The sequence below is a fragment of the Vibrio sp. 2-2(8) genome, assembly GCF_963888495.1.
GTDB classification, from domain to species: domain Bacteria; phylum Pseudomonadota; class Gammaproteobacteria; order Enterobacterales; family Vibrionaceae; genus Vibrio; species Vibrio anguillarum.
On the sequence record NZ_CAWPJM010000055.1, the window covers coordinates 44,913 to 58,679 of the forward strand.

11 protein-coding genes are annotated in these 13,767 nt (G+C 44.2%); 4 read left to right on the plus strand and 7 right to left on the minus strand.

Going from position 1 to position 13,767, the window contains the following annotated elements; genetic code table 11:
• Positions 1–2: 2 nt before the first annotated feature.
• Positions 3–521 (minus strand): RNA pyrophosphohydrolase, encoded by a 519-nt coding sequence (gene rppH / locus AACV12_RS17665; protein WP_010319133.1) that lies wholly within the window; start codon positions 519–521, stop codon positions 3–5.
• A 605-nt stretch (positions 522–1,126) separates the two neighbouring features.
• Between rppH and mutH the strand changes: the two genes are divergently transcribed.
• Positions 1,127–1,792 carry a DNA mismatch repair endonuclease MutH gene (gene mutH / locus AACV12_RS17670; RefSeq protein ID WP_026028083.1) on the plus strand — a complete coding sequence of 222 codons (666 nt, stop codon included), beginning with the start codon at positions 1,127–1,129 and terminating at the stop codon, positions 1,790–1,792.
• A gap of 133 nt (positions 1,793–1,925) precedes the next feature.
• Positions 1,926–2,960 (plus strand): NADP(H)-dependent aldo-keto reductase, encoded by a 1,035-nt coding sequence (locus tag AACV12_RS17675; RefSeq protein ID WP_013857595.1) that lies wholly within the window; start codon positions 1,926–1,928, stop codon positions 2,958–2,960.
• A 37-nt stretch (positions 2,961–2,997) separates the two neighbouring features.
• On the opposite strand, the gene AACV12_RS17680 is transcribed toward AACV12_RS17675, so the two are convergent.
• The 5 genes from AACV12_RS17680 to brnQ all read right to left on the minus strand — a co-directional run bounded on the left by AACV12_RS17680 (position 2,998) and on the right by brnQ (position 9,495).
• Positions 2,998–3,249 carry a hypothetical protein gene (locus tag AACV12_RS17680; protein WP_064624481.1) on the minus strand — a complete coding sequence of 84 codons (252 nt, stop codon included), beginning with the start codon at positions 3,247–3,249 and terminating at the stop codon, positions 2,998–3,000.
• Between the two features lie 500 nt (positions 3,250–3,749).
• Positions 3,750–5,084, minus strand: coding sequence for a cyclic-di-GMP-binding transcriptional regulator VpsR (gene vpsR / locus AACV12_RS17685; protein ID WP_017043264.1), 1,335 nt, complete (start codon positions 5,082–5,084; stop codon positions 3,750–3,752).
• Positions 5,085–5,346: 262 nt separating this feature from the next.
• Complete coding sequence (gene lysS / locus AACV12_RS17690; RefSeq protein ID WP_013857598.1) at positions 5,347–6,879, minus strand: lysine--tRNA ligase; 1,533 nt, start codon at positions 6,877–6,879, stop codon at positions 5,347–5,349.
• A gap of 33 nt (positions 6,880–6,912) precedes the next feature.
• Positions 6,913–8,011 (minus strand): peptide chain release factor 2 gene (gene prfB / locus AACV12_RS17695; RefSeq protein ID WP_096036081.1). Its coding sequence is split into 2 segments (ribosomal slippage): positions 6,913–7,935 and positions 7,937–8,011, totalling 1,098 coding nucleotides; the frame shifts between segments, so codons are not numbered across the junction.
• Between the two features lie 170 nt (positions 8,012–8,181).
• Positions 8,182–9,495 carry a branched-chain amino acid transport system II carrier protein gene (gene brnQ / locus AACV12_RS17700; protein ID WP_170901112.1) on the minus strand — a complete coding sequence of 438 codons (1,314 nt, stop codon included), beginning with the start codon at positions 9,493–9,495 and terminating at the stop codon, positions 8,182–8,184.
• Between the two features lie 308 nt (positions 9,496–9,803).
• Here brnQ and AACV12_RS17705 point away from each other — a divergent pair, with 308 nt between their 5' ends.
• Entirely contained in the window at positions 9,804–10,526 is a 723-nt protein-coding gene (locus AACV12_RS17705) for a tRNA1(Val) (adenine(37)-N6)-methyltransferase (protein WP_013857602.1), read from the plus strand.
• Between the two features lie 92 nt (positions 10,527–10,618).
• Complete coding sequence (srmB, locus tag AACV12_RS17710; RefSeq protein ID WP_170901114.1) at positions 10,619–11,854, plus strand: ATP-dependent RNA helicase SrmB; 1,236 nt, start codon at positions 10,619–10,621, stop codon at positions 11,852–11,854.
• 101 nt (positions 11,855–11,955) lie between these two features.
• Here the strand turns inward: srmB and prfC are convergent, their stop codons facing one another.
• Positions 11,956–13,545 (minus strand): peptide chain release factor 3, encoded by a 1,590-nt coding sequence (prfC, locus tag AACV12_RS17715; protein WP_170901117.1) that lies wholly within the window; start codon positions 13,543–13,545, stop codon positions 11,956–11,958.
• Positions 13,546–13,767 lie beyond the last annotated feature (222 nt).

Consider the following 13,767-nt stretch of genomic DNA (forward strand, 5'->3'; position numbering starts at 1 on the left):
GTCTATCCTCTTTTATTTTTGCGCTTACCTTTGTTATTACGTTCTTTAAATGGCATCGCGAATGATGCAAACTCTTTCATGGCACGACGATAAACATCTCGCTTGAAAGAGACTACTTGCCTCACTGGATACCAATAACTGACCCAACGCCAACCATCAAATTCAGGGGTACTGCCGCGCTGCATGTTGATTCTTGATTCATCACACTCTAAGCGCAGAAGAAACCATTTCTGTTTTTGCCCAATACAGACAGGTTGAGAATCCCAACGAACGAGCCGTTTTGGTAATTTATATCTTAACCAATGACGGCTTGTTGCTATGATTTTCACATCTTTCTTTGTAAGCCCAACCTCTTCGTAAAGCTCTCTAAACATCGCTTGTTCAGGAGTTTCATCGTCGTCAATTCCACCTTGTGGAAACTGCCAAGAGTGTTGTCCGTATCGTTTCGCCCAGAATACCTGACCATGGTTGTTACAAATCACAATACCAACATTGAGTCGGTAACCATCGCCATCGATCACTGGCCAACCTCTAGTAAAATCTTAATTGCTTTGATTTTTCCACATATCCCCAATAGGAGCAAACTTACTAGTGTGATTAACACGAGATTTATGTATTCCTAATCATTAATTGGATAACTTTTCATCAAATTTAAAGTTATCAACAAAATAATGCGACACCAGCCACATTTATTCACCTTTTCTGTGAGTAACTATGTGAAGAATCTCTAGATAGCGACTTACTTCCCCAAAAAGCAAAAGAATACGGACCAATATAAAAAAGATAATAATAAATTAAATACATTAAAAACAATGAATTAATTGGATTTTCCATTATTCACATTACGTTGCGATTAACAAAAAATTGATCCTTTCACAACATGCTCAAAGATCCACCAATTAGCTCGTTATCCACACCCCCACTCTAGTAGAAATAAGATTTACTGATTAAGAGGCCCACTCTCTCAAGCAAAACCCTGTAAATGCATACAGACAAACAAAAAATGGAATATTTTTCCGATCAACCTGTGGATAACTTGAATTGCGATGATCTTTTAAGCAAAAGAAACGACAGCACATTGTGTATAAGAATTTGCTACAATCGCGTTTTTATCATTCAAAGTATCATGAAACCTGCACCTAAAACTGAACATGAATTAATGCTTAGAGCCCAAGACATTGCAGGCTTAAGCTTTAGTCAACTGGCCGAAGAAGCCAAGATGACCGTGCCCCCTGACTTAAAAAAAGATAAAGGATGGGTCGGTCAGCTATTAGAGTGGCATTTGGGTGCAACAGCAGGCAGCAAACCTCAGCAAGATTTCGAGCAATTAGGTATCGAGCTCAAAAGTATTCCAATCAGTTACACTGGAAAACCGCTCGAAACAACGTTTGTGTGTGTGGCCCCACTCACCGGTGTTCATGGTTTAACATGGGAGCAAAGCCACGTGCGAAATAAACTCTCTCGAGTACTGTGGATCCCAATAGAGGGTGAGCGAGAGATCCCCCTAGCCCAGCGCCATGTCGGATCGCCATTGCTATGGAGCCCTTCACCTGCACAAGAACAGCAGCTAAAAAATGATTGGGAAGAACTGATGGAGTTCATCGTTCTTGGCAAAGTTGAGCAGATCACCGCTAAGCACGGTGAAGTATTACAGCTCAGGCCAAAAGCGGCAAATGGGCGAGCATTAACCGAAGCCTACGGTGCTAATGGCAAACCTATCAAAACCCTGCCACGAGGCTTTTATCTTCGAACTCAATTTACCGCGAGCATTCTTGAGCAACACTTTATTTAAAAGTGCTCGTTATTGCTCATGAAAAACGTAACCGTTTGATCTTTCACAGCACAATTCGTTTCCGTTTCACTGCCATCTTCGCTTATAGTAAAAACGTCACACACTACACCAGCGAGAGCATCAAGGAAGGAATATGCAATACACCAAACTGCCTCATTCCACACTGGAAGTGAGCAAGATCTGCTTAGGTACCATGACTTTTGGTGAACAAAATAGCCAACAACAAGCCTTTGAGCAGCTCGATTACGCCTTAGACCAAGGTGTGAATTTCATCGATACTGCGGAAATGTACCCAGTTCCCCCCAACGGTAAAACCCAAGGTCTGACCGAAAGCTATATTGGCAACTGGTTAGAAAAATCAGGTAAACGTGAAAAAGTGGTGTTAGCGACTAAAGTGGCAGGCCCGCGTAACGTGCCTCACATCCGCGAAAAGATGTCACTCGATAGACGCAACATTCATTTAGCGATTGATGATAGTTTAAGACGCTTAAAAACAGACTATGTCGATTTGTATCAATTACATTGGCCTCAACGCCAAACGAACATGTTCGGCCAACTTAACTACCCTTATCCTGATCAGCAAGAAGAAGTCACTTTAATCGAAACGCTCGAAGCGCTTAATGATCTCGTCAAGGCTGGAAAAGTGCGTTACATCGGTGTGTCAAATGATACCCCGTGGGGCGTGATGACGTTGCTAAAATTGGCAGAAAAACACGATCTAGCAAGAATTGTCTCTATCCAAAACCCTTATAATTTACTGAATCGCAGCTTTGAAATTGGCTTATCTGAGATTAGCCACTTCGAAGGTGTCCAACTGCTGGCTTACTCGCCACTGGCGTTTGGTTGCTTGAGTGGTAAATATTTAAATGGCGCAAGACCTGACGGTGCTCGGTGCAGCCTATTTGAACGCTTTTCTCGCTATTTTACGGCGCAAGGTGTACAAGCCACTCACGCTTATGTTGAGCTTGCTAACCAGTATGGCCTTGATCCAGCACAGATGGCATTGGCGTTTGTCAATCAACGTCCGTTTGTCGCATCCAATATCATTGGCGCGACAAACCTAGAGCAGTTGAAAACAAATATCGATAGTTTAGATGTCGTACTCAGTAATGAATTGCTTCTTAAAATTCAAGAGATTGGGACGACTTACTCCAACCCTTGTCCGTAGATATCTTCGGGGCTAGCGAAGCCACTAGCCCCTCGTTTTACGTTGTTATTCGCATGCTTAACACACGGCGAAGATGACGAATATGACGTTCAGCTTTAATTGAGTCAGGGACTGAAACGCCAATAGCGCGTCCATCACTTTCTAAGCCAATATCTTTAAGCAAGTGTTGGCTATTAAAAGGCAGCTCAAAAGCATGACGGCGAACATTTAGTTGCCATTGACGCTCTTCACGGCGTAAATCAGCACGGACCAGTAAAGTAGCAAGTTGTAAATAAATTGAATGACGCATGAGTATTCTCCAGTAGTAAACTAAACGTTGACGGCTGGAAAAATGGGGGCGAACAAGGTGGATCAACACTTTGATAAGCTGCCATTTTTCCGCAGCCTATCTCAAGGTTACGGATTAACTAAAAATCGGTGCCTTTTTTATCATCAAACATACGACAGGCGTCTGTAGTAAGAGACGATTTAGGCGCAGTAAGATCGATAGAAACGCGAACAGTATGAACAAAAACGAAATGATTCATGTTGCGCCTCCAAGCAAATAGTTAATCCAAAGTGAAATGAGTGTGTGAGCACGGCTCACGGTTAAATTCTATGCAACTGAGGTGATTATTCAACTCTTAATTTTCAAACAATTAAAAAACAATGCATTAACCTAAAATGAAAGCCGATGACAGCAAATAAGTGACACATTCAGCTAGAGAATAACTTATTCGCAAAAGATATGATTATAAAAAATGACCACATGGATTAAATGTGGCCATTTTTACTTGAATAATCATCAAGTTAATAGGTATTTTCAGTGATTAAGTTATGCTTATTAAGCAAGCGATACATAGTAGCTCTAGATACACCTAGCTCTTTGGCGGCCATTGATACTTGCCCTGAGTTGGATTCTAGAACCAGTAATAGCGCATCTCGCTCTGAACGCTCACGAATGCTTTTTAGGCTGCGCTTACCATCACTGCGTTTTGGTAAGTCGAGTTGCAATTCATCCAACATGACTGAATCGGACATCAGCACCACACGTTTGATCTGATTCATCAGCTCACGAACGTTACCCGGCCAGTGATAACGAGCCAATGAGCGCGCCGCTTCTTCAGTAAAACTGCGCGCCTGCGCGTTAAACTCTTTTGAATACTCCTGCAAGAAGTGGCGTGCCAGTAAAGCAATATCACCCGCCCGCTCTTTTAAGCTCGGGACATTAATACGCAATACGTTGATATAGTGGTACAGCTCTTCGTTAAAATTGCCATCAATCAGCGCTTTTTCAATATCGGAAGAGTTGGCGGCCAAAATACGCACATCCACCTCTTTGACACCCATTGAAGTTTCTATCGTTCCTTCTTGCAGGAAGCGCAAGAGGTTCGCTTGTTGGCTTTTAGGTAGCGTGAGAATATCTTTGAGTAGGATCGTCCCACCATCTGCCCGCTCCAATAATGAAGTTTGAGATGAGTCTTCACAACCAATACCGAACAGCTCACATTCAAAGCGGCTCTCCGATAAAGCTCGGCAATTCACTGAAATAAAAGGTTTTTGTGCGCGAGACGAGGTTTTGTGTACCGCTCTCGCGACCGTCTCTTTGCCCGTTCCATTTTCCCCATAAATGAGGATACTGACATCTGTAGGGCCGATGCGTTTGATCTGATCACGCAAGCGCTTCATGGGAGTGGACTCACCAATTAAACCAATATCCCCTGTTGCTCCATAATGTGGCCATACTTTTTTCTCTAACTTAAGCATTCCAAGTTGGTGTCCAATGGTGCTCAGTAGCTGCGCATCGGGAATCGGCGCCGTAAAAAAGTCGATACAAAAGTTAACAATGAATTGGCAAATCGTATCCGAGCTCAACTGTGATTCGCGAATGAACGCCAACCAACGTACTTGTTTATGGTTGCTGACCAAATTGGCAATGCCATTGAGGCTGAATTCATCATGGCTCAAATCAACAATACCAATGCATGGGCCTGTTTCTGCAAACAAGGCATCCGCTTTACGTAAATCTGCGCATTGTGTACAACGCCAACCAACCTGTTCAAGTACAGATAACCAAGGCTCGTATGTCCCACCAACGACGACAAGCGAACCAGGGACAGAATCCATTCGGAATTGAGTGCCCATCTATTATTCCTTATCTTTAAATTTATATGCAGTGCTACTTTTGGCACATTAAACGGCTGTTACATTAACGAGACTTGGCGCTGTAGTCTGTCTCAATCATAAGACTAGACAACAAATAAGCGCTTTGCCATTTAATATAGGGAACTATTTCATAATCCTTTCGAAATTTTTGTCTGTTAGCCCACGCTAGTGAACAAAACTTTTCAGACTAATGCAAAAAAAAACCGCCTATTTAGGCGGTTTATCGGAACGAAAGTAGCAATTACTGCTGTGGGCGCATCGCAGGGAAGAGGATAACGTCACGAATCGTATGGGTGTTGGTGAGTAACATCACCAAACGGTCAATACCAATGCCTTGACCCGCCGTTGGTGGGAGACCGTGCTCTAACGCAACAACATAATCAGCATCGTAGAACATGGCTTCATCGTCGCCAGCATCTTTGGCATTCACTTGCGCTAAGAAGCGCTCGTCTTGATCTTGAGCATCATTAAGCTCAGAGAAGCCATTGGCGACTTCACGACCACCGATGAAGAACTCAAAACGGTCGGTGAAGAATGGGTTGTTATCGCTACGACGCGCCAATGGTGAAATATCCGCAGGGTATCCAGTGATGAAGGTCGGTTGCATCAACTTAGGTTCGGCCGTTTCACCGAAGATCTCTTCAAGCAGTTGGCCGCAAGTCCAGAAAGGTTCAACGTCTACATGAACCGATTTCGCGATAGATACCATGAGCTCACGGTTTTGCAGATCCTGTTCAGTTAACGCTTGGATTTGAGCGTGCTCTGGGTTGTAGTGTTTGATGGCTTCAAACATACTCATGCGAGCATATTGACCACCAAATTCTACCGTTTCATCACCATAAGGCATTGAAGTCGAACCTAAAACTTCCTGTGCCACAGTGCTTAATAACTCCTCAGTAAAGTCCATCAGATCATTGTAATCTGCGTACGCCATATAGAATTCCATCATAGTAAATTCAGGGTTATGGCGAGGAGAAAGACCTTCGTTACGGAAGTTACGGTTGATTTCAAACACGCGATCAAAGCCACCCACAACTAAACGCTTAAGGTAAAGCTCAGGTGCGATACGCAAGTACATTGGCATGTCGAGCGCATTGTGGTGAGTGATGAATGGACGCGCACTAGCACCGCCAGGGATCACATGCATCATTGGCGTTTCTACTTCCATGAACTGTTTTGAGATCATGAAGTTACGAATTGCAGTCATTACTTTAGAGCGAACAATGAACGCATTACGTGAACTTTCATTAACAATCAAATCCACATAACGTTGGCGGTAGCGCATCTCTTGGTCAGTCAAACCGTGGAACTTCTCTGGTAATGGACGAAGTGCCTTTGTCAGCAATTCGTACTCTTCCATATTAACGTAGAGATCGCCTTTGCCAGATTTGTGCAACGCACCTTTCACGCCGATGATGTCACCAATGTCTAGACCTTGGTATTTTTCCTTCAGCTCAGTTTGAACCTCTTTTGAAGCATAAGCTTGAATACGACCAGAGGTTTCTTGAATAACAAGGAAAGGGCCACGTTTCGCCATGATACGACCTGCAATCGCCACAACATGGTTTAAGGCTTCTAACTCTTCTTTGCTCTTTTCACCGAATTGCTGTTGAAGATCGCCCGCAAGGCTGTCACGACGAAAGTCATTTGGGTGGCCATTCGCTTTACAGCTCTTACGGATGTGATCCAGCTTGCTGCGACGCTCTGCGATGAGTTTGTTCTCTTCTTGCGCAATTTGCTCTTGATTCATTTCGTTTTGAACAGCATCAGTCATTTTACATGTACCTTATATGTCGGTAAAAAAGCATTAAAGGCCTGATTTCAGGCTTGCTTCAATAAATTTGTCTAAATCACCATCTAATACAGCTTGGGTATTACGGTTTTCAACGCCAGTGCGTAAATCTTTGATTCGGGAGTCATCCAATACATAAGATCGGATTTGGCTTCCCCAGCCAATGTCAGATTTCGCATCTTCATTGGCTTGCTTTTCTGCGTTCTGCTTTTGTAACTCAAGTTCAAACAGTTTTGCACGCAATTGTTTCATCGCTTGGTCTTTGTTTTTATGCTGCGAACGATCGTTTTGGCATTGAACAACGGTATTGGTTGGAATATGCGTAATACGCACCGCCGATTCGGTGGTGTTAACGTGCTGACCACCCGCTCCCGAAGCGCGATAAACATCGATACGAAGATCGGCTGGGTTGATGTCGATAGCAATATTTTCATCAATCTCAGGATAGATAAACGCAGAGGCAAAAGAGGTATGGCGGCGGCCACTCGAATCAAATGGGGATTTACGAACCAAGCGGTGTACGCCAGTTTCGGTGCGCAGCCAACCATAAGCGTAATCACCGATAATGCGCACGGTTGCGCCTTTTAGGCCAGCAACATCACCTTCAGACACTTCAATCACTTCAGTCTTAAAGCCTTTCGCTTCTGCCCAACGTAAATACATGCGTAGCAGGATTGATGTCCAGTCTTGAGCCTCGGTGCCGCCCGAACCAGACTGCAGATCAATATAGCAATCTGAAGAATCGTGATCGCCAGAGAACATACGGCGAAACTCAAGCTGTTCAAGCTTAGCTTCCAGCTCATCCAGTTCAGGGCCAATTTCATCGAAGGTTTCTTGGTCTTCTGCTTCAATAGCCAGTTCCAGTAGTCCTTCCACATCATCCACACCTTGATCTAACTGATCAATGGTATCGACAATGGCTTCGAGCGAAGCGCGTTCTTTACCTAGCGCTTGTGCACGCTCAGGTTCGTTCCAGACGTTGGGTTGCTCGAGTTCTGCATTCACTTCTTCTAAACGCTCTTTCTTAGCGTCGTAGTCAAAGATACCCCCTCAGGATATTTGTGCGCTCTGACACATCCTGAAGACGGTTTTTAATAGGATTGATTTCAAACATGTTTGCTCAACATTTATGAGTAGAATTTAACCGAAGAATTCTACTTAAAAATGTGACGAAGATACAGGAAAAATTCGTTTGATCTGTTGGAATAAAAGCTGGCGCACGCCTAAAAAAAGAGGCTGAACAATCGTGTTCAGCCTCTTTAATGCTTACGAGTAAAAACGCGATTATGCCGCTTCTTTAACCACACTTTGTTGAACGGTAGTTGCAATAAAGAACATGCAAATCATCGCAGCGAGTGTAGGAAGTAACCACCCCATGCCGACCTCAAACAGTGGCAGCATATTGAACGCAGACACATCAACGCCAGCGACTTTTGCCGCGTCGATCAACGCAAAAAGAAAAGAGACAAGTAGCACAACACGGTATGCCACTGCTGGGTTTGGTAGTTTCCCTCTTAAGAAGGTCAACATAATCAAGGCAATCGCAACTGGATAAAGCGCATACAGTGCGGGGATGGAAAGCGTGATCAATTGTGATAAACCAACGTTTGCCACGATAGCGCAAGCAACACCAATAATGATCACCCAAGATTTATACGCAATTAGAGTCAATGTGCAAAAGTAATCTGAACATGCTGAAATCAAACCAATTGCCGTGGTTAGGCAGGCTAGTAGCACGATGACAGAGAGCACGATCTGCCCATAAGGGCCAAACAGCGCTTGCACATATTGGCTAAGCACCGCACCGCCATTTTCTGCACCAAAAGCGACCACAGAGCTTGTCGCACCAAGATAAAACAGTGAAATATAGACAAAAGCTAAACCAACCGCCGCAATGCACGCCGCGCTGATTAAATACTTTGTGGTTGCCGCGCGCTCAGTAATGCCTTTGCTACGCAGTGCATCGACAATTAACATCCCAAACATCAGTGCGCCAAACGTATCCATGGTGTTGTAGCCTTCAAGGAAACCTTTCGTCAACGGCTGAGTCAGGTATTCGCCTTGTGCAGTCACCATCTCACCTTGCGGGTCAACAAAAACCGCAACGGCTAAAATAATTAATCCAACAAATAGAGCAGGAGTTAGCACTTTACCAATGATGTCAATGAGCCGACCTTGAGACCAGGCAAAAAACATCGCAACGACAAAAAAGAGAATCGAAAATAGTGTCAAATGCGATTGTTGCGCATCAATGAAAAATGGTTTCACTGCCATTTCATACGCCACAAGGCCGGTACGCGGTGCTGCAAAGGCAGGACCAATGATGATAAAGATCATCACTGCCATGATAGTTGCAGCTTGTTTAGGCAGATCTTTGGTTAAATGCTCCCAAGAACCACCCGCGACAGCAATCGCAATAATCGTCATCAATGGTAAACCGACAGCGGTAATAAGGAAGCCTGTCATGGCTGGCAGTAAATGCTCTCCAGCAAGTTGGCCAGCGATTGGCGGAAAGATGATGTTACCAGCACCCAAGAAAAACGCGAAAAGCATAAAGCCGACCGCGATAATATCTGTTAGTTTTAACGTCTGCTTCACAGATAACCCTTAATTATTATTTGATAAATGTTGTGTATGCATTGTTGATGAGGTTGAAACCGCATCTAAATCTAAAAATTAAGGGCGAATAATGACGAAACACTCAAGACTTCGCAAGGGCAAAGCAAAAAACGCTACATTAATTTATAATATCGGTGAAAAACCAGTTTAAAACTCTAAATGTTAAAAAATAGAAAGAATGATGTGTTGATCATTTTATCATACACTCTCATAACAGATAGAAGAATAATCCGAACAAATAGATAACAATAGTGGTTATCACTTAATTAGAGCTATATTTTGAAATAATGATGAAAAGTCACACGCCCAAAAATAAGCGTTTCAAATTTAAACAATTTTCTATTGACGGTGGACAAGCGGGAATGCCTGTCAGTACCGATGGGGTTCTATTAGGCGCGTGGGCTTTCACGCACCATCCCAAAACCATTCTCGATATTGGCACTGGTACCGGGTTATTAGCATTAATGTGCGCGCAACGTTTTAGCGATGCACAAATTACGGCCGTCGATATCGATGCCTTTGCCTTTGAAGCGGCCCAATACAACAGTAATGCTTCTTCATGGGGGCAACGCATACAGGTTTTACAAGGTGATATTTTAGACACCTCTTTTACGCCGTCCTTTGATGCAATTATTTGTAACCCACCCTATTTCAACAGTGGTGAACTGTCTCATGATCCCCAGCGAGCTACTGCTAGGCACACCAATCAACTTGCTCATCACGCTTTATTAGTCAGAGCAAAAAGTCTTCTCAACGATGAGGGGCAAGCTTGTTTTATTTTGCCCGTGTATGAAGGGGAACAATTTATCGAGCAAGCACTCACACTCGGCTGGCAGCTTAAGCGGCGCTGCACTGTACAACCCGTAGCACACAAACCCGCTCATCGGCTATTGATTGAACTAAGTTTAGCCTCGGCTTCTGTGATTGATTCATCGTTGGTCATTCACTCATCAAGTGGTTATAGCGAAGCCTTTATTGCCCTAACTCAAGATTTTTATCTCAAGATGTAGAAATAACATGTGATCCTAATCACCAATCCCCCTATAATGTTCGACCTTAATTTTATAGCCAAATAAGCCTAACGGCTTGTGGAGTACTCACTGTGATCAAAACCTTTGCTGACCTCGATCTTGACCCTTGCATCATTGCGGCCATTGAAGATATGGGCTTTGAACGTCCCACCCAAGTTCAAGCTGAAGCGATCCCACAAGCCCTAGATGGTCGAGATATTCTTGCCTCTGCGCCAACGGGAACCGGTAAAACCGCTGCATTTGTTTTACCCGCGCTACAATATCTTTTAGATTTTCCGCGCAAGCGAGCCGGCCCTGCACGCGTCTTGATTCTGACCCCAACTCGTGAATTGGCGATGCAAGTGGCGGATCAAGCTCGTGAACTGGCGAAGAATACTCGCCTCAATATCGTCACCATCACTGGCGGCGTACAATATCAAGAGCACGCCGACATCTTAGCCAAAACGCAAGATATTGTGGTGGCAACGCCTGGTCGCTTGATGGAATACATTGAAGGCGAGCGTTTTGATTGTCGTGCGATTGAATGGCTTATTTTGGATGAAGCTGACCGCATGCTGGACATGGGCTTTGGCCCAATCGTCGATCGTCTCGCTGCGGAATGTCGCTGGCGTAAACAGACCTTGCTCTTCTCTGCAACACTGGAAGGTCATGGTGTGGAAGGTTTTACTGCCGATCTCTTAAAAGAACCAGCAACAATCAATGCCGATCCTTCTCGTCGTGAACGCAAAAAAATCACTCAATGGTATCACCGCGCCGATACCATGGTGCACAAAGTTGAGCTATTGAAGAAAATCCTCACCGAGCAAGCCGAACGTTCTATCGTGTTTATCAAAACTCGTGAGCGCTTAGCTGATTTGCGTACAGAGCTAGAAAAAGCGCAAATTCCTTGTGCTTGGATTCAAGGCGAAATGCCACAAGATCGTCGCAATAACGCCATTACGCGATTCCGTGAAGGCGCAGTCAACGTACTACTGGCAACCGACGTGGCCGCACGCGGTATTGACTTACCTGACATAAGTCACGTGATCAACTTTGATATGCCACGCTCAGCGGATGTGTACTTACACCGCATAGGTCGTACGGCTCGTGCTGGTAAAAAAGGCAATGCGATCTCTTTGGTTGAAGCCCATGATCAAGTGATGATGGACCGCGTCGCGCGTTATGTCGACGAGGAGATAAAAGAGCGCTTCATTAAAGATATGCGCCCGCAGCACAAAAAGCCGGTATTCAAAAAGAAAAAGAAAACCGATGACAAAAAAGTCAAAGTGGTTTCGAAGAAGAAGAAAGCGAACAAAAAGAAAAAATAGTGTTCCAATACCACCTATAAAAAAATGCCGATACTGAAATATCGGCATTTTTTATCTTTAACGTTTGAAGAGAGTATCACTCTCTTCAAACTCACCAAGGTTTAATGTTCGCGTGTCGCACGGAACTCCACTTCAGGAAAACGCTCTTTGGCCAGATTCAAATTGACCATAGTCGGCGCGATGTAAGTCAGGTTATCCCCACCATCCAGTGCGATGTTACTTTGGTTTTTGCGCTTAAACTCTTCGAATTTTTTATCATCTGCGCACTCAATCCAACGTGCTGTTGCAACGTTAACACCTTCATAAATCGCCTCGACGTTGTATTCAGATTTTAAACGAGACACCACCACATCAAACTGCAGCACACCCACTGCACCCACAATCAAATCGTTATTTTGTAGTGGGCGGAAGACTTGAACCGCTCCCTCTTCCGACAACTGCACTAAACCTTTAAGCAGTTGCTTCTGCTTCAGTGGATCGCGCAAGCGAATACGACGGAACAGCTCAGGAGCAAAGTTAGGAATACCTGAGAATTTCAACGATTCACCTTGAGTAAAGGTATCACCAATCTGAATTGTTCCATGGTTATGCAAACCGATAATATCGCCAGCATAAGCATTTTCAGCACGAGAGCGATCGCCCGCCATAAAGGTAACCGCATCAGAAATACTCACTTGCTTACCAATACGCACGTGGTTCATTTTCATGCCTTGGGTATAAGTACCCGACACAATACGCATAAACGCAATACGATCGCGGTGTTTAGGATCCATGTTCGCTTGGATTTTAAACACAAAGCCTGAGAATTTCTCTTCCGTGGCTTCAACAATACGCTCATTAGCTTGACGTGGCATCGGCGCCGGAGCCCACTCAGTTAAACCATGCAGCATATGGTTCACACCAAAGTTACCTAATGCCGTTCCGAAGAAAACAGGGGTCAACTCACCTTTTAAAAACAGCTCTTGATCAAATTCATGAGAAGCACCCAATACCAATTCAAGCTCATCACGCAGCTGAGCGGCAAGGTCATCACCCACGGCCTTATCCAGATCAGGGTTGTTGAGGCCCTTAACAATGCGTTCTTCTTGAATAGTGTGGCCTTGGCCGGTCGCGTACAGAATTGTCTCATCACGGTGAATGTGGTACACGCCTTTAAACTCTTTACCACAACCCACTGGCCATGAAATCGGGGCGCAGGCAATCTTCAGCTCATTCTCCACTTCATCAAGCAATTCCATTGGGTCGCGGATCTCACGGTCCAATTTGTTCATGAAGGTTACAATCGGTGTATCACGTAAGCGAGTCACTTCCATCAGCTTACGAGTACGATCTTCAACACCTTTTGCTGCATCAATCACCATTAAGCACGAGTCAACCGCCGTCAATGTGCGGTAAGTATCTTCCGAGAAGTCTTCGTGCCCTGGAGTATCGAGCAAGTTAACCAAACAATGATTGTAAGGAAATTGCATCACAGAGGTCGTGACCGAAATACCACGCTCTTTTTCCATTTCCATCCAATCTGATTTAGCATGCTGGTTAGAGCCGCGCCCTTTTACCGTTCCCGCTTTTTGAATGGCATTCCCGAATAGTAGAACTTTTTCAGTAATGGTGGTTTTACCCGCATCCGGGTGCGAAATAATAGCGAAGGTTCTACGTTTAGAAACTTCACTCAAAAAAGGAGTATTTGACATGAAACAGGTCTTCTCAATATGCTGATATAAGGGAGAGCCGAAGCGCTTACGCTGATCAGCAGTTCGATTCAAATTTGCGCGGTATTCTCCCCTATATTTGATCTGGGAGCAACTTTCGTCGCTATACAAATCAACAAGAGAATGACGACCTTTCTATTTGTAATTAAATTATCAATAAATATGAGCTATAACTAAAAAGGGCGAAGGGAATAAGCGAGTATT

Excerpts from the sequence above, each read along its gene's own strand:
- mutH (WP_026028083.1), top strand. The coding sequence starts at position 1,127 with ATGAAACCTGCACCTAAAACTGAACATGAATTAATGCTTAGAGCCCAA.
- AACV12_RS17675 (WP_013857595.1), top strand. The coding sequence starts at position 1,926 with ATGCAATACACCAAACTGCCTCATTCCACACTGGAAGTGAGCAAGATC.
- AACV12_RS17680 (WP_064624481.1), bottom strand. The coding sequence starts at position 3,249 with ATGCGTCATTCAATTTATTTACAACTTGCTACTTTACTGGTCCGTGCT.
- vpsR (WP_017043264.1), bottom strand. The coding sequence starts at position 5,084 with ATGGGCACTCAATTCCGAATGGATTCTGTCCCTGGTTCGCTTGTCGTC.
- lysS (WP_013857598.1), bottom strand. The coding sequence starts at position 6,879 with ATGACTGATGCTGTTCAAAACGAAATGAATCAAGAGCAAATTGCGCAA.
- AACV12_RS17705 (WP_013857602.1), top strand. The coding sequence starts at position 9,804 with ATGATGAAAAGTCACACGCCCAAAAATAAGCGTTTCAAATTTAAACAA.
- prfC (WP_170901117.1), bottom strand. The coding sequence starts at position 13,545 with ATGTCAAATACTCCTTTTTTGAGTGAAGTTTCTAAACGTAGAACCTTC.